The organism is Siccirubricoccus phaeus (genome assembly GCF_008360935.1).
In the GTDB taxonomy this organism is placed as follows: Bacteria; Pseudomonadota; Alphaproteobacteria; order Acetobacterales; family Acetobacteraceae; genus Siccirubricoccus; species Siccirubricoccus phaeus.
In genome coordinates this window covers 168,490-187,821 of sequence record NZ_SRXO01000010.1, presented here as the reverse complement: position 1 = coordinate 187,821, position 19,332 = coordinate 168,490, and the positions used below count along the sequence as shown (strand labels likewise).

17 protein-coding genes are annotated in these 19,332 nt (G+C 69.0%); 11 read left to right on the top strand and 6 right to left on the bottom strand.

Annotated features, from left to right (window positions below; translation table 11 throughout):
- Positions 1–3: 3 nt before the first annotated feature.
- A complete protein-coding gene (locus E5N76_RS15740) occupies positions 4–1,185 on the bottom strand; it encodes an ABC transporter substrate-binding protein (protein WP_149538264.1) in 1,182 nt (393 codons plus the stop codon).
- 598 nt (positions 1,186–1,783) lie between these two features.
- Here E5N76_RS15740 and E5N76_RS15735 point away from each other — a divergent pair.
- A complete protein-coding gene (locus E5N76_RS15735) occupies positions 1,784–2,773 on the top strand; it encodes a Bug family tripartite tricarboxylate transporter substrate binding protein (protein WP_187830198.1) in 990 nt (329 codons plus the stop codon).
- A 63-nt stretch (positions 2,774–2,836) separates the two neighbouring features.
- On the opposite strand, the gene E5N76_RS15730 is transcribed toward E5N76_RS15735, so the two are convergent.
- Complete coding sequence (locus E5N76_RS15730; protein ID WP_207791991.1) at positions 2,837–3,778, bottom strand: alpha/beta hydrolase; 942 nt, start codon at positions 3,776–3,778, stop codon at positions 2,837–2,839.
- A gap of 8 nt (positions 3,779–3,786) precedes the next feature.
- Positions 3,787–5,073 carry an LLM class flavin-dependent oxidoreductase gene (locus E5N76_RS15725; RefSeq protein ID WP_149538261.1) on the bottom strand — a complete coding sequence of 429 codons (1,287 nt, stop codon included), beginning with the start codon at positions 5,071–5,073 and terminating at the stop codon, positions 3,787–3,789.
- Between the two features lie 177 nt (positions 5,074–5,250).
- Here E5N76_RS15725 and E5N76_RS15720 point away from each other — a divergent pair, with 177 nt between their 5' ends.
- The 7 genes from E5N76_RS15720 (at position 5,251) to E5N76_RS15690 (ending at position 12,680) form a co-directional block, all read left to right on the top strand.
- Positions 5,251–6,183 carry a LysR family transcriptional regulator gene (locus E5N76_RS15720; protein ID WP_187830197.1) on the top strand — a complete coding sequence of 311 codons (933 nt, stop codon included), beginning with the start codon at positions 5,251–5,253 and terminating at the stop codon, positions 6,181–6,183.
- A 132-nt stretch (positions 6,184–6,315) separates the two neighbouring features.
- Positions 6,316–7,089, top strand: coding sequence for a carboxymuconolactone decarboxylase family protein (locus E5N76_RS15715; RefSeq protein WP_149538259.1), 774 nt, complete (start codon positions 6,316–6,318; stop codon positions 7,087–7,089).
- 17 nt (positions 7,090–7,106) lie between these two features.
- Positions 7,107–8,312: an ABC transporter substrate-binding protein gene (locus tag E5N76_RS15710; RefSeq protein ID WP_149538258.1), complete on the top strand. Its 1,206-nt coding sequence runs from the start codon at positions 7,107–7,109 to the stop codon at positions 8,310–8,312.
- Complete coding sequence (locus E5N76_RS15705; protein WP_149538257.1) at positions 8,313–9,203, top strand: branched-chain amino acid ABC transporter permease; 891 nt, start codon at positions 8,313–8,315, stop codon at positions 9,201–9,203. It abuts the gene before it with no gap.
- Complete coding sequence (locus tag E5N76_RS15700) at positions 9,200–11,005, top strand: branched-chain amino acid ABC transporter ATP-binding protein/permease (protein ID WP_149538256.1); 1,806 nt, start codon at positions 9,200–9,202, stop codon at positions 11,003–11,005. The genes E5N76_RS15705 and E5N76_RS15700 overlap by 4 nt, the downstream gene beginning before the upstream one ends.
- Positions 10,998–11,708, top strand: coding sequence for an ABC transporter ATP-binding protein (locus E5N76_RS15695; protein WP_149538255.1), 711 nt, complete (start codon positions 10,998–11,000; stop codon positions 11,706–11,708). Before E5N76_RS15700 ends, E5N76_RS15695 begins: the two co-directional genes overlap by 8 nt.
- A 12-nt stretch (positions 11,709–11,720) precedes the next feature.
- A complete protein-coding gene (locus E5N76_RS15690; RefSeq protein ID WP_149538254.1) occupies positions 11,721–12,680 on the top strand; it encodes a Bug family tripartite tricarboxylate transporter substrate binding protein in 960 nt (319 codons plus the stop codon).
- Positions 12,681–12,683: 3 nt separating this feature from the next.
- Here the strand turns inward: E5N76_RS15690 and E5N76_RS15685 are convergent, their stop codons facing one another.
- The 3 genes from E5N76_RS15685 to E5N76_RS15675 all read right to left on the bottom strand — a co-directional run bounded on the left by E5N76_RS15685 (position 12,684) and on the right by E5N76_RS15675 (position 16,445).
- Positions 12,684–13,448 (bottom strand): enoyl-CoA hydratase/isomerase family protein, encoded by a 765-nt coding sequence (locus tag E5N76_RS15685; protein WP_149538253.1) that lies wholly within the window; start codon positions 13,446–13,448, stop codon positions 12,684–12,686.
- Positions 13,445–14,593: an iron-containing alcohol dehydrogenase gene (locus tag E5N76_RS15680; RefSeq protein WP_207791990.1), complete on the bottom strand. Its 1,149-nt coding sequence runs from the start codon at positions 14,591–14,593 to the stop codon at positions 13,445–13,447. Before E5N76_RS15680 ends, E5N76_RS15685 begins: the two co-directional genes overlap by 4 nt.
- A gap of 61 nt (positions 14,594–14,654) precedes the next feature.
- Entirely contained in the window at positions 14,655–16,445 is a 1,791-nt protein-coding gene (locus E5N76_RS15675) for a flavin-containing monooxygenase (RefSeq protein ID WP_149538252.1), read from the bottom strand.
- A 170-nt stretch (positions 16,446–16,615) separates the two neighbouring features.
- Here E5N76_RS15675 and E5N76_RS15670 point away from each other — a divergent pair, with 170 nt between their 5' ends.
- From E5N76_RS15670 to E5N76_RS15660, 3 genes are all read left to right on the top strand, one after another.
- The gene (locus tag E5N76_RS15670; RefSeq protein WP_149538251.1) at positions 16,616–17,029 is read left to right on the top strand and encodes a Rieske (2Fe-2S) protein; all 414 of its coding nucleotides are present in this window, start codon (positions 16,616–16,618) and stop codon (positions 17,027–17,029) included.
- A 132-nt stretch (positions 17,030–17,161) separates the two neighbouring features.
- Positions 17,162–18,232, top strand: coding sequence for an amidohydrolase family protein (locus E5N76_RS15665; RefSeq protein WP_149538250.1), 1,071 nt, complete (start codon positions 17,162–17,164; stop codon positions 18,230–18,232).
- A complete protein-coding gene (locus E5N76_RS15660) occupies positions 18,229–19,332 on the top strand; it encodes an amidohydrolase family protein (protein ID WP_207791989.1) in 1,104 nt (367 codons plus the stop codon). Before E5N76_RS15665 ends, E5N76_RS15660 begins: the two co-directional genes overlap by 4 nt.

Below are 19,332 nucleotides of genomic sequence, written 5' to 3'. Positions count from 1 at the left end.
GGCTTATTGCACCGTGGTGGTGCCGATGACGCGGATCGGCCCGCCCGGCGGCTTCTGGATCCAGACCACGGTCTTGTTGCAGCGCCCATCCTCCGGCGTGCAGGTGATGCCGGACCCGAAGGCATCGGTCGGGAAGTCGCTTATGGTGTTCAGCGCCGCGATCAGCCCCTCCCGCGTCGGCTGCGGGCCGGCGCGGCGCAGCGCCTCCACCAGGGTCTGCGCATTGCCGATGCCGAACAGGTTGAAGACGGAAAGCCGGTCCGCCGGGTATTTCGCCTGGATCGCGTCGCGCCAGGCGGCGACCTCCGGCGAATCCGGCGTGTAGCGGACCATGGAGATGGTGACGAAGCGGGCAGTGGCGCCGGGCACGCCCACCTGCTCCTCGAAGGCCGCCGGGTCGGCGATGCCGGACTGGCCGATGGCCAGCGGCCGGAAGCCGAATTTCGCCGCGTCGCGCAGGAAGACTGCGCCGGGCTTCGGGTAGAGCAGCAGGATGACCGCATCGGCATTCGCCTGGCGCACCCGCAGCACCTGCGGCGTCGCGTCATTGGCGTCCGGCGGCACTTCCTCATCCGCCACCAGGGTAATGCCGCGGCGGCGGATCTCGGCCATCAGCGGCTCGTAGCGGGAGCGGCCCCAGGCATCGCGCATGGAGACCACGGCGATGCGCCGCGCGCCCTGGTCCAGCGCATAAGCGATCTGGGCCTGGCTCTCGATGCCGGAGGTCAGCGCCGTGGAGAAGATGTTACGGGCCCGCGGCAGGGTGATGCCGTCATGCACCGAGGCGAAATTCACGAAGGGCACGCCGGATTGCTCGATCTCGCCCCGTGCGGCGAGGGTGGCGTTGCTGCAGCCGCCGCCGACGAGAGCAAAACTCTGCTCCTGAAAGACCAGCTTGCGGACGGCGGCGATGGCGCCGCTCGGCTCGCAGCGGTCATCCTCGCGCACCAAAGTGAGGCGGCGGCCATGCACGCCGCCGGCGGCATTTACCTTGTCGAACACCGCCTCCACGCCGTTCATCACCAGCCGGCCGTAGAGATAGCCCGGCCCGGTCAGCGCGCCGAAGGAGCCGATGCGGATGGCCTCGGCGCTGACGCCCGGCACCTCCTGCGCCACGGCCAGGTGGGGCGCCAGCAGCAGGAAGGCCAGCAGCAGCATCGGCAGGCGCTTCAAGGCGATCCGCATGATTCCTCTCCGATGAACAGCATGGGCGGCGATGGCGCGGCCGGGCACCGAGGCGGGAGCCCGCCGCCTGGGCGCGACAGGATCGAACCGGAGAAGCAGCCAGGCGGCAAGGTGGCGCGCCTGCTCGTTTAGCCTTAATTTCCAGCAGCGATGCACAGGACGCGCAAGAACTATACATTCGCGAGGAGAATTGCGCAGGAAGTCGCCATGAAGGCGCGCCTCGGAACAGCAAGTGATTCAACCTGCCCGGGGCGACATGGCCGAGCCGCGCCGGCAGGAAAAGCGGTCCGGCCCACACGCAACTCGCCACGCCGGCGGGTGACGCCGGGGCAGCAACAGCCGGGCCATCGAGATCGCCAGTGGATTCGTCCGCACCACCGGCTCGGGCCGCAGGACCAGACGGACGCACCGCTGCTGACCACCGGAAGCCGGCCGGGCTGCTCGCCGGCGGCGCCAGGCGTTCTTCCCCGATCGCAAGGCGGCCGCCTTGTCGGAGATTAAGCGGCGGCCGCTATGCGGTGGCGCGCATCGCGGCGGCGAAGCCACTTCCGCTCCGGCCCGGGCCCATTCTATGCATGGGGAAACGGAGAGGACGTCCATGCACATTGTTGTCTGTGCCCGTCGCGGGCTCCTGGCCAGCACCCTGGCCCTGCCCCTGCTGCACCCCGGCGGGGCCCGGGCCGCGCGCTGGCCCGACCGGCCGGTGCGGCTGGTGATTCCCTTCGGCGCCGGTGGCTCGGTCGATGTCGTCGGGCGCATGCTGGCAGAGAAGATGACGCCGCAGCTCGGCCAACAATTGGTGGTGGACAACCGCCCTGGCGGCGGCACCGCGATCGGCGCGCAATTCGTCGCCCGCAGCGCGCCGGATGGCTACACGCTGTTCTACGGCACGCCGGCGACGCAGATCATCAACCCCTCGCTGATGCCGAACCTGCCCTACGATCCGGACAAGGATCTGGTGGCGACCGGCAGCATCATGCGCGCGCCGAATTTGCTGCTGGTGCATCCCTCGCTGGGCGTGCGCGACATTGCCGGGCTGATCGCGCTGGCGAAGCGCCGGCCGGGGGAGCTGACCTTCGCCAGCAGCAATACCGGCAGCAGCAACCATCTCTCGGGCGAGCTGTTCAACAGCATGGCCGGGGTGCAGATGCAGCATGTGCCGTTCCGCGGCTTCGGCGCCTATTCCGCCGAGTTGCTGGCCGGCCGGGTGCATATGTGCTTCGGCACCATCTCCGACATGCTCGGGCTCAGCGCCAATAGCTCACTGGTGCGGGTGGCGGTGACCAGCGCGCAGCGCAGCCCGCTGCTGCCGGAGGTGCCGACGGTGGCGGAGACGGTGCCGGGCTTCGAGGCTACCGCCTATAACTACATCGCCGTCCCCGCCGGCACGCCGCGCGACATCATCATGGCCGTGAACGCCGCCTTCAACCGCGCGCTCACCGAGCCCGACATCGTGACCCGCATGGTGGCCACCGGGCTGGAGCCGATCGGCCATCACAGCCCGGAACAGGCCGCCGACACGATCCTGGCCGAGCGCCGCCGCTGGCAGCAGGTGATCCAGGCGGCCGGGATCAAGCTGGAGGGCTGAAGGGGGGATGCGTTCGCTTCGCGCGCGCCCCCAGCTATTTGCGGTTGCAGCAGCCGCAAACGATCAGGCGCTGAGGGCCAGCCGCAGCGCCGCCGCCAGCCGGTCGAGCGCGGGGTCGGCGGCGCGCAGCAGCTTACCCATCGGCAGGAAGCCATGCAGTTGGCCCGGCGCGCGCCACAGCGTCACCGGCACGCCGGCTTCCTCGGCCAGGCGCCGACCATAGGCCTCGCCCTCGTCGCGCAGCGGGTCGTGGCTGGCGGTCAGCACGAAGGCGGGCGGCAGCCCGGCGAGGCTGGCGGCGCGCAGCGGCGCGACGCGCCAATCCGTGCTTTCCGTTGGCCCCAGGTAGAGACCGGCGAACCAGCGCATGGCGGCGGTGGTCAGCGAATGCCCCTCCCCGAAGCGGCGGTGGGAGGGTGTGTCCATCGCCAGATCCGTCACCGGGTAGAGCAGCATCTGGTAGGCGATGGCCGGGCCGCCATGGTCGCGCGCGTGCAGGCACACCGCAGCCATGAGGTTGCCGCCGGCGCTGTCGCCGCCCACGGCGAGGCGAGCTGGGTCGACGCCCAGCGCTTCGGCCTCCGCCGCGACCCAGCGCGTGGCCGCCAACGCGTCGTCGAAGGCGGCGGGGAAGCGGTGCTCCGGCGCCAGGCGGTAATCCACCGCCACTACCACGCAGCCGCTGCCCTCGGCCAGGTGCCGGCAAAGGCCGTCATGCGATTCGAGATTGCCGAACACCCAGCCGCCGCCATGCGCATAGACCAGCACCGGCGCATCCCTCGCCGGGGCCGCTGCCGGGCGATAGAGCCGCAGCGGGATGGGGCCGTGCGGGCCCGGACAGGTCAGGTCCCGCACCTCTGCCACCGCAACCGGTGGCGGGGCGGAAAGGGCGCGCGTCGCCATATAGGCTTCGCGCGCCTGCTCGGGCGTCAACTCGTTCCAGGCCGGGCGGTTGGCGGCGCGGGCAGCGGCCAGCAATGCCTCGGCATCGGGGTCCAGCTTCATCGGCGGGCTCATCCCTGCTTTGCGTGCGGGTCGAAACGTGGCACGGAAATCGCGCCGCCGCGATCATTGAAGGTGCTGGCCTGGGCGACGCCGACCTTGGCGCCCTGGCGGCCGAAGGCCTCCACCACCGGTACGGCCTCCTCGGCCAGCGGCGCCATGCGCTGCTTGCGCGCCAGGGCGGCGGCGATGAAGGGCGCCAGCTCCGCCTGCTTCCGCTTCTGCCGCTCCTCCTCCCGCGCCTGGAATTCCGGCAGCAGGGTGCGGGCGAAGAGCTCCAGGCTGTCGCAGATATGGTCGTGCCGGTTCTTGCCGGATTGCTGCACGAAAATGATCTGGTCCACCCCGATCCGCTCATAGCGCAGCAGGTGTTCCCGCACCTGGTCCGGCGTGCCGATGCCGCCGCGGCCGGCATTGTCCGGCAGCGTGTCCTTCACCTGCAGGAATTTCTCCCACACGTTGTCGCGGCCCGGCCGGTGCGCACCGAACAGCCCGTAATAGCCCAGCGAGTAGCCGAAGAAGCGGAAGCCATCCAGCCCACGGCGGATCGCCTCCTGCTCCTCCTCATGCAGGGACATGCCGGAGACCAGCGCGACGTTGGGATTGACGGTATGGCCAAGCGGGACGCAGTCCTCGGAGCGGATGATGTCGTAATATTCCTCCACCCATTTCGCCGCCTGCTCCGGCTCGACGAAGGCGAAGGTCAGGGCGCCCATGCCGTGGCGGGCGGCGCGGTGGATGCTTTCGCGGCGGGAGCAGGCCATCCACATCGGCGGGTGCGGCCGCTGCGCCGGCTTGGGCAGGATGCTGCGCGGCGGCATGCTGAAATAGCTGCCCGCGAAGCCCGGATAGGGGTTCATCGCCAGCATATTGGCCGCCTGTTCGGTGCTCTCGCGCCACATGGCGGTCTTGTTGTCCGGCTGCATGTTGAAGCCGCCCATTTCCATCGCCGTGGCGCTTTCGCCGGTGCCCCAATCCACGCGACCATTGCTGACGAGATCGAGCGTGGCGATGCGCTCCGCCGCGCGGGCGGGGTGGTTGTAGGGGCTCGGCATCAGCATCACGCCATGGCCCAGGCGGATGCGCTTCGTCCGCTGCGAGCAGGCGGCCAGGAACACCTCCGGTGCCGAGGAATGCGAATACTCCTCGAGGAAATGGTGCTCCACCTCCCAGATATAGTGCAGCCCCAGCCGATCGGCCAGCTCCACCTGGTCCAGCGCCTGCTGGTACAGGGCCAGCTCGGAATCCGGGCCCCAGGGGCGCGGCATCTGGTGTTCGTAGAACAGGCCGAATTGCATGGGCTTCCTCCGCGTGCTTGCGGCCAGGGTGCGCGGCGGCGCCCGGCCAAGGCAACCGCCGCGCGGCGAGGAGCATCTTTCCGCCAGCCGCAAAGCTGGCGCTGGACTCGCCCCCCGCCGGCGCTACCATTCGCGGCCAAGAGCAAGATCGAGGCTGGGATGGAAACGCTGGAGACCATGCGTCTCTTCGTCCGCATTGCGCAGTCGGAGAGCCTGTCCGCGGCAGGCCGCGCCTTCGGCCTGTCGCCGGCCTCGGTCTCGCGCCGGGTGAATGCGCTGGAGAGCGAGTTCGGCGTGCGGCTCATCAACCGCACCAGCCGGCGCCACGCCCTGACGGAAGCGGGGCAGCTCTATTTGGAAAAGGCTACGCGCATCCTGGCGGATATCGACGCCTTGGCCGGCCAGCTCAGCCAGCACCAGGCAAGGCCGCGCGGCTTGCTGCATGTGCATGCGCGGGTGGCGGTGGGGCATCATTTCCTGGCGCCGCTGCTGCCGGAATTCCTCGCCCGCTATCCGGAGGTGACGCTGAAGCTGTGGCTGACCGAGGAGCCGCGCGACCTGGTGGAGAACGGCATCGACGTCGCCATCCGCCTGGGCAATGCCGGCGAGCCGCTGCTGGCCTTGCGAAAATTGGCCGATGCCTCGGAGCGCATCCTTTTCGCCAGCCCGGACTACCTGGCCCGCCATGGGCCGATCCGCGCACCCGAGGATCTGCTGCGGCACAACTGCCTGACCTGGCCGCTGGACGGGCGGCATGAGGACGGCCATGCGGTGTGGCAATTCCGCGGCCCGGGCGGCCGGCGGGAGCTGCGCGTCGCCGGCAACCTGCAAGTGAACAATGGCGAGATGCTGCGCGAGGCAGCGCTGGCCGGGCTCGGCATCGCGCTGCTGCCGGTGTGGTGCGTGGCCGGCGAGATCGCCGCCGGGCGGCTGGAACGCGTGCTGCCTTCCTGGCAGGCGACGCCGACCACCTTCGACCATGGCATCTACGCCGTGTACCAGCGGCACCGCCATATGCCGCCGAAGATCCGCGCCTTTGTGGAATTTCTGGCCCAGGCGCTGCGCAACCCGGCGGGACGGAGTGGCGCCTTTCCGCTGGCGGCCGAATAGCTCGACCTTTTCGCCTGCCGCAAAGCTCCTGATCATGGGACAACATTTCCAAGCCGGGCGCGATGCCGCATGCTGCGGCATTGCCGAGGCGCGGGCAACGCGCCGGCCAGGAGGGGAAGGAAACGAGAGGCCATGAGCGAGCTCTCGCCGCGTCAGCGCGCGCTGAAAGAGGAGTTCACCCGGGCACGCGGCTATTGGAGCCCGACCTGGGACCAGGTGCTGGCGCTCGATCCGGAGTTCTTCGAAGCCTATATGAACTTCTCCTCGGTCCCCTGGCGCCATGGCGTGCTGGAGCCGAAGGTGCGCGAGTTCATCTACGTCGCGATCGACGCCTCCACCACGCATCTCCATGCCTCAGGCACCCGCGTGCATATGCGGAACGCGCTGCGCTACGGCGCGACGCGGCAGGAGATCATGGAGGTGCTGCAGCTCATCTCCGTGCTCGGCATCCACAGCGTGACGCATGGCGTGCCGATCCTGGTGGAGGAGCTGACGGAAGCCGGCCGCGGCGAGGAGCTGCCGAAGCCCGGCCAGGGCGGCGAGCGCGAGGCCCGGCTGAAGGCCGAATTCACCGCGGCCCGCGGCTATTGGAGCGAGCTATGGGACAATGTCCTCGCCCTCTCGCCGGATTTCTTTGAGGCCTATCTGCGCTTCTCCTCGGTACCGTGGCAGCACGGCATGCTGGAACCGAAGGTGAAGGAGTTCATCTACATCGCGATCGATGCCGCGACGACGCATCTCTATGCACCCGGCACCCGCATCCATATCCGCAACGCCCTCAACCATGGCGCGACGCAGCAGGAGATCATGGAGGTGCTGGAGCTGGTCAGCGTGCTCGGCATCCACAGCACCACGCATGGCGTGCCGATCCTGCTGGAAGAGCTGAAGGCGGCCGGCAAGGGCTGAAACGGGAGGGGACCACGATGAAGATCAGCCGCAGGGATCTGGCGCTCGGCGCCGCGATGCTGGCCATGCCCGGGGTGCTGCGGGCGCAATCCGCCCCGATCAAGCTCGGCTTCACCGCCGCCCTCACCGGGCCGTTCAACGAATTCGGCGAGGGCATCAACCGCGGCGCCCAGATCGCGGTGGAGGAGTGCAATAAGGCCGGCGGCATCAATGGCCGCATGGTGGAGCTGGCCGAGGTGCTGGACGATCAGCTCGTCCCGGACCGCGCGGTGCAGAATCTCCGCCGCATCCTGGACAACCGGGAAATCGTTGGCCTGATGTGCCCCTCCGGCTCCGGCCCCACCCTGGCGATCGCCGACATGATCCAGGCCGATGGCAGGCCGATCATCAACCCGCAGGCGCAGACGCCCTCCATCGTCTATCCCAACGGTCTGGATAAGCCGCCGCGGCCCAACCTCTTCTCCATCTCCATCGGCAATGTGGTGGAATCCGAGAAGCTGGCGGCGGCGCTCTCGGAGTTCAGCCGCATCGGCGTGCTGCATGAGAGCACCGGCTATGGCGTCACCGGCGCCGACCTGGTGCGGAAGGAGATCCAGCGCCGCAACGCCCGCGCCCGGGTGACGGTGGAGAGCTACAACCAGCGCGCCCAGGACATGACGGCGCAGCTCGTCCGGGTGCAGCGGGCGAATGCCGAGGCGATGCTGGTCATCGGCCTCGGCGCCGATTTCGCCGTCATCCGGCGCAATATGAGCCGGCTGAACATGAACCCCGCGCTCTACGGCTCCACCGGCGCGGTGACGGTGCCCTATATCGAGGGCGCCGGCGACCTGGCGGCCGGCACCCGCGCCGTCAACCACGCCGCCTTCGGCCGCCGGCCGATGCATGCGACGGCGCAGAAATTCGCCGATCTCTACCGCGCGAAATTCGGCACGGATCGCTGGTACGGCACCGATGCCGCCAACCCGCTCATCTCCCTCGCCGGTACCGTGGCCAGCGGCTATGACTGCATCAACCTGCTGCTGGATTCCATCCGTCGTGCCGGCTCCACCAGCGCCGCCGACATGGTCAAGGCGCTAGACCAGACCACGGATTACGAAGGCGCTACCATCCGCCGCATCAGCTTCACCCCACAGAACCATGTGGCGCTGAAGCTGGAGGATCTCGGCATGTACGAAATGCTGAAGCGCGATGGCCGCGTGGTGCTGGAGCTGCGTGACCAATAGATGGACGACTTCTTCTTCTCACTGCTGCTCGCCGGGGTCAGCGTGGGTGCGGTCTATGCGCTCATCGCGCTCGGCCTGAACCTGACCTTCTGGACGACCAAGACGCTGAATTTCGGCCAGGGCTCGCTGATGATGCTCTGCGCCATGCTCACCGTCTGGCTGTCCAGCCAGGGCATCGCCGTGGCGCTGGCGGTGCTGGGCAGCCTGGTGGTGGTCGCCGCGCTCGGCATGTTCATCGAGCGCTGGACGGTGCGGCCGGCGCTGAAGGCCAGCAGCGGCAGCATGGGCTGGGTCGTCTCGACGCTGGGCTTCGGCATCTTCCTGCAAGGCATGGCGGCGAAGTATTTCGGCTCCCAGGCCATGGCCTTCCCCGACGTGATCTTCTCCGCGCAGGATTACGTCACCCTCTTCGGCCAGTTCGTCTCCCTGCAGTATCTGGTGGTGCTGGCAGTGGCGGTGGCGCTGATCCTGGCGCTGGAGCTGTTCGTGCGGAAGACGGTGTGGGGCCAGGCGGTGCAGGCCGTCTCGCTGGACCCGGAGCTGGCGCTGGTGCAGGGCATTCCGGTGCGGCGCCTGGTGCTCGGCTCCTTCATGCTCTCCTCCGTGCTGGCCGGCGTGGCGGGGGTGCTGATCGCGCAGATCGGCGGCACGGTGGACCCGGCCTTCGGCTTCGATCTGGTACTGCTGGGCTTCGTCGCCGCTGTGCTGGGCGGTATGGGCAGTTCCTTCGGCGCGCTGGCCGGCGGGCTGGTGGTGGGCATCCTCAGCAAGCTGGTCGGCGGCTATGTCTCCACCGCGGCGGAGCACGGCATCGCCTTCGCGCTGCTGATGCTGGCGCTGGCGGTGCGCCCGCAGGGTCTGTTCGGCCGACCGGAGGTCAGCAAGGCATGAACGCTGTGCGCGCGCGGCTCAGCGCCCTGGCGGCCGATTGGCGGCTGGGGCTGCTGCTGGTGGCGGCGCTGCTGCTGGGGGCGCCGCTGCTCTCGCCCGGCACGGTGCAGATCGTCAGCTTCGTCCTCATCGCCGCCATCTTCGCCCAGAGCATCAACCTGCTCACCGGCCTGGCCGGGCAGATCTCGCTTGGCCATGCCGGCTTCTTCGGCATCGGCGCGTACTGCACCGGTATCCTGGTGAAGACGCATGGGCTGGACGTGGCGCTCGGCGTGCCGGCCGCGGTGCTGCTGGCGGGGCTGACCGGCTGGCTGCTTTCCTTCCCCGCCAACCGGGTGCGCGACGTCTACCTCGCGATGATGACGCTGGGCTTCGGCATGGTGTTCTTCGAGGTCGTGCGGGAATGGAACGACGTCACCGGCGGCACGATGGGCCTGCCCGGCGTGCCCTCCGCGGCACTGCGCACGCTGACCATCCTGGGCATGCAGGTGGACGGGCTGGGCTATTTCCGCCTGGTGCTGCTGGTCACCGCTGGCGTCATCCTGCTGATGCGCAACCTAACGCAGTCGCGCATCGGCCGCGCCTTCTACGCCATCCATGTCAGCGAGGTCGCGGCGGGCAGCATCGGCATCCCGGCCGGCCGCACCAAGCAGCTCGCCTATGCGCTCTCCGGCGCACTGGCCGGGCTGGCCGGGGCGCTTTATGCGCATCTCGTCGGCTATCTGGGGCCGGAGAGTTTCGCCCTGCCGCGCTCCATCGAGGTGCTGGTCATCGCCATCGTCGGCGGGCTGGGCTCCATCGCTGGGCAGGTTTTGAGCGCGGCGCTGTTCACCTTCCTGCCGGAGCGGCTGCAGGTCTTCGCCGAGTGGCAGTTCATCGCCTATGGGCTGATCCTCACCTTCTCCCTACTGGTGCTGCCCCGGGGCATTGGCGGCCTGCTCTTCCTGCCGCCGCGCTTCATCCGGCCGCGCGCCCTGGCGCGGGCGGCTACGCAGCGCGCCGAGGCCACGACGCTGCGCCCGAGCGGCGACGCCGCCGCGCTGGAGGCCGAGGGCATCACCATGCGCTTCGGCGGGCTGGTGGCGGTGGATGATGTCTCGCTGCGGCTGGAGCCGGGGCGGATCACCGCGCTGGTCGGCCCGAACGGCTCGGGCAAGAGCACCTTCGTCAACGTCGTCACCGGCATCTACCGGCCCAGCGCCGGGCGGGTGCGCTTCGCCGGGCAGGACATCACCGGCCTGCCCGACCATCGGGTGGCTGCGGCCGGCGTGGTCCGCACCTTCCAGGACCCGCGGCTGGTGCCGCATTTCACCGTGCGGGAGAATCTGCTGCTGGGCGCGCACCGCCAACTCCGCCATACCGGCCTCTCCGCCGCGCTGGCGCTGCCCGGCGCCACGCGCGACGAGGCCGCGCAGCTCGCCCTGGTGGAAGCGGTGCTGGCGCTGGCCGACCTCACTGATGTCGCCGACCGGCCCATCGACACCCTGCCCTACGGCACCCGCCGCATGGCCGAGGTCGGGCGCGCCCTGCTGGCGCGGCCCCGCGTCATCCTGCTGGACGAGCCCGCCGCCGGTCTCTCGGAGGCGGAGATGGAACGGCTCTCCCAACTCATCCGGGACATGAAGGCCATGGGTCTCGCGATCCTGCTGATCGACCACCACATGGATTTCCTGGCGGAGCTGGTGGATGACGTGGTGGTGCTGGACAGCGGCCGCATGATCTATCGTGGCGACATCGCCGGCATGCGCGGCGATGCCCAGGTGATCGCCGCCTATCTGGGCGACGAGGCGGCCCATGCTTGAGCTGCGCGGCGTGACGGTGCGCTACGGCGCGGTGCAGGCGCTGGAGGATCTCTCCCTGCGGGCGGAGGCCGGCGGCATCACCGCCATCCTCGGCGCCAATGGCGCGGGCAAATCCTCGCTGATGCGCGCGGTCTCGGGCATCGCCCCGGTGGTGGCGGGGAGCGTGCGGCTGGATGGGCAGGACATCACCAGCCTGCCAGCGCCGGCGCGGGCGAAGCTCGGCATCGCCCATGCCATGGAAGGGCGGCGGCTGTTCCGCCAACTGACCGTGGAGGACAATCTCAAGCTGGCCTGGAGCTTCGGCGCGCGCCGGGTGGCGCTGTCCGCCTCGTTGGCCGAAGTGTATGACCGCTTCCCGATCCTGAAGGAGAAGGCGCGCATCCCGGCCGGACTGCTCTCTGGCGGGCAGCAGCAGATGGTGATCCTGAGCTGCACCACCATCCGCAGCCCGCGCTGCCTTCTGCTGGATGAGCCCTCGCTGGGCCTGGCGCCCATCATCGTGCAGCAGATCTACGGCTTCATCACCGACTATGCCGCGCGCAGCGGCATCACCGTCGTCATCGCCGAGCAGATGGCGATGCTGGCGCTGAAAGTCTCGCGCCACTGCCTGGTACTGCGGCGCGGCCGCGTGGTGCTGCAAGGCCCCAGCGACGAATTGCGCCAGGGCAGCGACGGCAAGGCCCTGGCCGCCAGCTACCTGTAGGAGACACCGATCATGCTTCGCCGCGCCCTGCTGGCCAGCGCCCTCGCCGTCCCCGCGATCGCCCGGGCGCAGGGCTTCACCGAGGGTCGTCCGGTCTCGATCGTGCTGCCCTACTCGCCGAGCGCCGGGCAGGAGGTGACCAGCCGCATCCTCACCGACGGCCTCGCCGAAAGCTTCGGCGGCGGCAGCTATGTGAACGACCACCGCCCCGGCGCCGGCACCACCGTCGCGGCGCGCTACGTGGCCCGCGCAAGGCCGGACGGCACCACCCTGCTGCTGGCCACCAACGTCACCTTCACCATGGCGCAATTCGCCTATCGCAATCCAGGCTTCGACCCGGATGCGGATTTCCACCACATCTCGCTGCTCAGCGAGGCGCTCTACTTCGTCGCCGCCAACCCGAAATGGCAAAGCGTCGAGCAGCTCGTGGCGGAGGCGAAGCGGCGGCCAGGGGAGCTGGTCTATACGAGCTGGGGCGTCGGCTCGGTCGCGCATCTGCTCGGCGTCGATTTCTGCCGGCGCAACAACATCGACATGCTGCATGTGCCGTTCAACGGCACGCCGCCCGCCCTCATCGAGATCATCGCCGGCCGGGCGGATGTGATCTTCACCACCATGGCGGCCGCCCTGCCGCATGTGCAGGGCGGCCGGCTGCGCGCCATCGCCACGCCCTCGCCGCAGCGCATCCCGTCCTACCCGGAGCTGCCGACGATGCAGGAGCTGGGCTATGAGGGCTTCGTGATGCTGCCCTGGTACAGCCTCTCCGCGCCGCCCGGCGTGGCGCCGGCGCTGCTGGCACAGCTCGAGGACTCCGCGAGGCGCGCCTTCGCCACGCCGGCGGCAGCAGCGAAGCTGGCGGAGAACGGGCTGGTGCCGGCGGCGCGCGGCCGCGCCGACATGCTGGCCCGCATCGCGGAGGATCGGCAGCGCAACCAGGAGCTGATGCGCATCGCCGGCATCCAGCCCGAATAAAGGCTATTCGGCGGGCTGCTCCATCAGCGCCAACCCCTCCATGGCCAGGCCATAGCCCAGCAGATCCTGCATGCGCTTGCGCAGATGCTCGGTGAACATCAGCCTTGTGTAGCGCAACAGCAGGGTCGGCTTCGTCGCCAGCAGCCGCGCATGCTCCCAGGCGCGGGCCAGCACCTGGTCCTGCGGCAGCACCTCGTTCACCAGGCCCAGCGCCTTCGCCTCCTCGGCGCTCAGCGTCTGGCCGGTCAGCAGGAAATAGCGGCCGCGATTCATCCCCATCAGCAGTGGCATGACGATGTGCATGCCGTCGCCCGGCAGCATGCCGGACATGAAATGCGCCGAATCCTGGAACTGCGCCATGTCCGAAGCCAGCACGATGTCGGAGAGCAGGGGGATCTCGCAATGCCGCCAGGCCGGGCCGTTGATGGCGGCGATCACCGGGCATTCGATGTTGAGCAGGTTCATCAGCAGCGCCCGCCCCTCCCAATGCACCCGGTCATAGGCGTTGGCGGTGATGCCCTGGGCGAGCGACCGCGTGCCGGCGGTGGCGCGAACACCGGAGAATTCCTCGCCCGTACCGGTCAGGATGACGACGCGGTTCTCGCGGTCGCGCCCCACCTCGGCGAAGGCGTCGGGCAACTCGCCATGCGGCACCAGGCCCCAGCGTAGCGGCCCGTCCTCCGTGTGCAGCCGCATCTCCAGGATGCCGTCCTCCCGCCGCATCTTCAGGCAGGAGAATTTGTCGCGGTAGCTTTCGAAGCGGCTCATGCCGCCAGCTCCAGGATCTCCCGCACCTGCGTCGGCCCCTCGATACGGCGCGGGTTGCGCGGCACCCAGGGCGTACCCATCGCGGACTCGGCGATGCGGGCGAAGGCATCGCGCCCGATGCCGACGGCGCCGAGGCTGCGCGGCATGCCGAGCCCCTCGATCAGCCGGTGCAGCAGCTCCGCCGCTTTGCCGCCCGGCTGTCCCATGGCGGCGGCGACCATCGCCTGACGCTCGGCATTCGCCGGCAGGTTCCAGCGCATCACCGCCGGCAGCATGATGCAGGAGGTGTGGCCGTGCGGAATGCCGAAGGCGGCGCCCAGCACATAGCCGATGCCATGGCTGGCACCCATCGGCACGCCAGTGGCCAGCGGCGCCATGGAGAGCCAGGAGCCGAGCTGGCAATCCAGCCGCGCCTCGATATCGGTCGGGTCGGCCTTCACCCGCGGCAGGCCGGAGGCCAGCAGGGCAAGCCCGCGCAGCGCCTGGGCGTCGGCGAAAGGATGCGCCTCGGGCGAGCAGATGCCCTCGACGCAATGATCCACCGCACGGATGCCGGTGGAGAGGAACAGCCATTCCGGCGTCGCCAGCGTCATCGCCGGGTCCAACACCACCGCGGCGGGGATGGTGCCGGGGTGGTGGAACACCTCCTTCACCTTGCTGCGTTCGTCGGTGACGCCGGCGAAGGCGCTGAACTCCCCGGCAGACAGCGTGGTGGGCACCGTCACCTGCCGCAGGCTCGGCGCCCGCAACGGCGCGCCGCCGGGCCGCAGCCGGTCCATCGCCTCGATACTGTCCACACCATTCGCCAGGCAAAGCTGCACCGCTTTGGCCGCATCGGTGATGGACCCGCCGCCGACCGTGACGATCAGATCGGCCCCCGCCTCGCGCGCCATGCGCGCCGCGTCCAGCACCGCGGCGCGCGGCGAATGCGCCGGCATGCCCTGGTATTGCGCGGCAAAGCGCGACCCCAGCGCGTTGCGGATGCCAGCGACGCTGGTGGTCTCGCGGTCCAGCGTCGCGCTGGCCATCACCAGCACGCGCTTCGCGCCCAGGCGTTCAGCCAGCTCGGCCACCGCCGCCGCGGCGGGGCGGCCGAACACCACCTCCTCCATGCGGCTGAACACCACGCGCCCGTTGCGGCTCATCGGCGTCTCCTCCTCGTTTTGAGGAAGGATAGCACGGCACCGGGCGCAGGCCAGCGCCGGATCAGAGCGGGCCGAGCTTCCCGAGCTCCATAGCCTTGATCTGCAAGGCCAGATACTTCGAGTTGATCCGGCACTGCGCCAGCCCGCCGGCGATGAACCACAGCCCCTGCTGCGGCGTGCGCTTGTACATGTTGTTCAGCTCGCCATTCGGGGCGATGCCCCAGACCGGCCCGATGCGCTCCAGCATCTCCTCGCCCAGCGCGCGGCGGACGAGTTCCTGCTGCGGGAAGTAGCCCGTTGCCAGCACGATGAGGTCGGCCGGAACATTCGTCCCGTCCTTCAGCAGCGCGCCCCCGGCGGTGAAGCATTCGATGGTGTCGAATTGCAGCAGGCCCAGCTCGCCCTTGATCATCAGGGCGGAGCTGCCGGCATCGAGGTTGTAGCCACCGCCACGCCGGTAATACTTCATCTGGTGGCCGGTCTCGTCCTCGCCGATATCGTGCTTGAAGCCGATGCCCTTGAGGCCCTCGATCATCTCCTTGTCGAATTCGACCATGCGCTTCACCACGGCCTGATAGGCCTTGCGGGTCAGCGGCGGCGTGGCGGAGGAGACGATCAGGTCGCAATCCTCGAGCAGCCCGCCTTCATCCCAGATCGCCTCGTTGAGTCGGGCGCTCGGGTTGATCGAGACGACGGTGGTGGAGCCGCGCTGGATGAGCGTGGTGTGCACGCCATGGCTGTGCAGATCCAGCGCGATGTCATTGGCGCTGCTGCCGGTGCCGAGGATGAGCGCCTTTTTCCCCGCCCAGGCAGCGCCGCTGTCGAAGCCTTCGGAATGGATCACCTCACCCTTGAAGTCGCTGAGGCCCGGCAGCTCCGGAATCTTCGGGTAGCTGCTGACGCCATTGGCGAAGACAAGATGCCGGGGGCGGAGGACGCGCTCGGTCCCGTCGCCACGCCGCACGCGCGCGGTCCAGCTCTTCGTCGCCTCATCCCAGGCGCCGCTGACGAATTCGGTATCCGTCCAGCAATTGATCTCCATGGCATCGGCATAGAACTCGAACCAATTCCCCAGCATGTCCTTCGGAATGTAGGTCGGCCAGGTCGGCGGGAAGGGCATGTAGGGCAGGTGGTTGATGTGGATCGAGTTGTGCAGCGCCAGCGAGTGGTAGCGCTTCCGCCAACTGTCGCCGATGCGCGGCCATTTCTCGACCACGAGCGTGTCCACACCGAGCTGGTTCAGCCGCGCGGCGATCGCAAGCCCCGCCTGAGCGGCGCCGATCACCAGAACGGCCGGGTCCCGGTCCGCATAGGCCACGGCCTTGCGACGCATATCCGCCCAATTGTCGCCGCCGAAATTGCGCGAATAGGCAGCACCGGTGGGACGGTTGGCGCCGATCTTCTCCTCATGGCCCGTCAACGATTGCAGCGTGGTGGAGAGGTGCCAGGCCTTCATCGCCTCGCCCTCTCCGGCGGTGGAGAGGCGGACAATGCCGGCACCACGGCCCTCCGCCGTGCTGAATTCGAAGATCGCCTCGATGCTGTCGATGCCGAGGCGCGTCACCCGGCGCGGCGCCCGTCGCTCGCGCGGCAGGTGGAAACCATGCGCGGCGGCGCGCGCCTGCTCCGCGGCGAGGCGCTGGGCGATGCCGTCCCGGCCGGAGACCGGCGTCATGTACCAGGTGAAGGCCAGGACATCCCGCCAATGGGAGTCCTCATGGAACAAGGCACCGATCCGCGCGGCATCACGGCTTGCCAGCGCCGCCTCGAAATTCCCGAGCCAGACCGCGGCTTCCCGCTTCGCTTGCTGCGCAAGCTGGAACTCACGCAAGGCTTGATCGAAATCGTTCATCGCTTCCTCACCTTGGGGCGTTGCAGCCGGTGGCCATTGCCGAATTATAGTCAGATAGTCGGACGTCCGTCCATGCATCTGGCCGGGGAGTGGCGCCGCAGGACCGCAATTGCCGGCGTTGGAAGCCGAATGGTAGCGTCCAAGACAAACCAGGGAGGGAATGCCGCCAGATGAGCAAGCATGTCGTCGCCGCGGTCTCCGACCTGCCCGCCGGCAGCCGCAGGCAGGTGACCATCAAGGGGCGGCCCATCGTCGTCTTCAACCTTAGCGGTGAATTCTTCGCGCTGGTGAATCGCTGCCCGCACCAGGGCGCCGGCCTGTGCGAGGGCGAGATCACCGGCCTCGTCACCTCCGACCGGCCGGGCGAATTCCACGTCTCGCGCGAAGGCGAGATCATCCGCTGCCCCTGGCATGGCTGGGAATTCGACATCCGCACCGGCCAATCCTGGTGCGATCCGTCCCGCATCCGGATCAGGCCCTACCCCGTCGAGGTCGCGCCAGGCGCGCGCCTCGTGCAGGGCCCTTACGTGGCGGAGACGGTCCCGGTGCGCATCGAAGAGGATTACGTCGTCCTCGAAGTCTGACGCCGCAGCGCTTCCTGTTGACCGCGGCCCGCCCGCCAACCCATGCTGCCGGCAAGGATGCCGGGGCCGCGTGGCGGTACCCGGCCGGCGCGCCTACCGGCCTGGCCGGATGATGCGCGGAGGAGGACGTTCATGTCGGCCGAAACGCCCGGCGCCATCGATTGCGACTTGCACCCGGCGCTGCCTGGCTGCATGGCGCTGCTGCCCTATCTCGACGGGCATTGGCGGGAGGAGATCGTCAGCCGCGGCCTCGACGATCTCGATCTCGCGCTCTGGCCGCGCAACGCGCCGCTGACCGCCCGCCAGGATTGGCGGCCGGCCCAGGGGCTGGCAGGCGGCAGCGTCGATCTCGTCCGCGCCCAGGCGCTGGATCCTTTCGGCAGCAGCATCGGCATCCTCAACACGCTGTTCGGCGCGCCGGCGCTGCACAATGTGGACATGGCCGCGGCGCTGTGCCGCGCGACGAATGACTGGGTGGCGCGGGAATGGCTGGACCGGGATGCGCGGCTGCGCGCCGGCATCCTGGTGCCGATGGAAAGCCCGGAGCTGGCGGTGCAGGAGATCGAGCGCCGCGCCGCGGATCGCCGCTTCGTGCAGGTGCTGCTGCTCGGCGCGGCGGAGACGCTGCTCGGCCGGCGGGTGAACTGGCCGATCTACGAGGCGGCGGAGAAGCATGGCCTGCCGGTCGCCCTGCAGGTCACCAGCGCCACCCGCGTGGCGCCGACGGCGAATGGCTGGCCGACCTACCTGATCGAGGACCACGTCAATTTCGCCCAGACCTTCCAGAGCCAATTGCTCTCGATGATTTCGGAAGGCGTGTTCAGCCGCTATCCCGGGCTGAAGCTGGTGCTGCTGAATGCCGGCATCGGCTGGGTGCCGAGCTTCCTCTGGCGCGGCACCAAGGAATGGCGGGCGCTGCGGCGGGAAGTGCCCTGGGTGGACCGCGACCCCGCCGCTATCTTCCGCGACCATGTGCGCATCTCGATCCAGCCGATCGATGCGCCGCCCGACCCCGCGGATCTCGCCGCGCTGCTCGAGATGGTCGGCAGCGACGAGATGCTGCTTTTCGCCACTGACTGGCCGCATTGGCGCTTCGAGGGCACGGACGCGCTGCCGCCCGGCCTGCCGGAGCGGCTGCGGCCGCGCGTGCTGCGCGAGAACGCGCTGGCCACCTATCCCAGGCTGAAGGAGAGCTTGCCGTGAGTGCAACCACCCTTCCTCGGACCGAAGCGGCGGCGGAGACAAGGCTGCGCATCGTGGATTGCGATGTCCACCCGGCCATGCGCTCGGCGGCGGAGCTGGACCGCTGGCTGCCGCCGCGCTGGCAGCAGCACCGCCGGGACTACGGGCTGCGGCTGCGCCAGCCCTTCACCAGCACCTATCCCTACCCGAAATCGGCGCCGGCGTTGTCCCGCCGCGATGCCTGGCCGCCGGGCGGCGGACCGCCGGGCAGCGATCTCGACTTCATGCGGCAGCAGCATCTCGATTTCCACGACATCGAATACGGCATGCTGCAGCCGCTTTCCGTGCGCGGCATGGATGAGCGCGTTCCCGGCTTCGCCGAAGCGGTCTCCTGCGCCGTGAATGAATGGCAGCACGATGACTGGACGGCGAAGGACAAGCGGCTGAAGGGCACCATCGCCGTCCCCGGGGAGGATGCGCAGGCGGCGGTGAAGGAGATCGAGCGCTGGGCCGGGCATCCGGATTTCGTCCAGATCTCCATGGTAACCCGCGCGCTGGAGCCGCTGGGGCGCAGCCGCTATTGGCCGATCTACGAGGCGGCAGCGCATTTCGGCCTGCCGATCGGGCTGCACACGCTGGGCACCAGCGGGCATTCGGTCGCCGGCGGCGGCTGGCCTTCCTACTATTACGAGGAGCATCAGGCGGTCGCCATGTCGCTCGCCGCCATGACCGCAAGCTTCATCCTGGAAGGCGTGCCGGAACGCTTCCCCGACCTCAAACTGGTCATTATCGAGGGTGGCTTCGGCTGGGTGCCGAGCCTCGGCTGGCGGATGGACAGCCATTGGACGGCGCTGCGCAGCGAGGTGCCGCATCTGCGGCGCAAGCCCTCGGAGTATCTGCAAGCCAATTTCTGGTTCACCACCCAGCCGGTGGAGGAGCCGGAGAATCCCGAGCATCTGCGCAAGCTGATCGACTGGATCGGCTGGGACCGGCTGCTCTTCGCCACCGACTACCCGCACTGGGATAGCGACGACCCGCGCTACGCCTTCAAATGTCAGATGAGCGAGGCGGAGAAGCGGGCGATCTTCGCCGGCAATGCGAAGGCGGTGTACCGGCTGTAG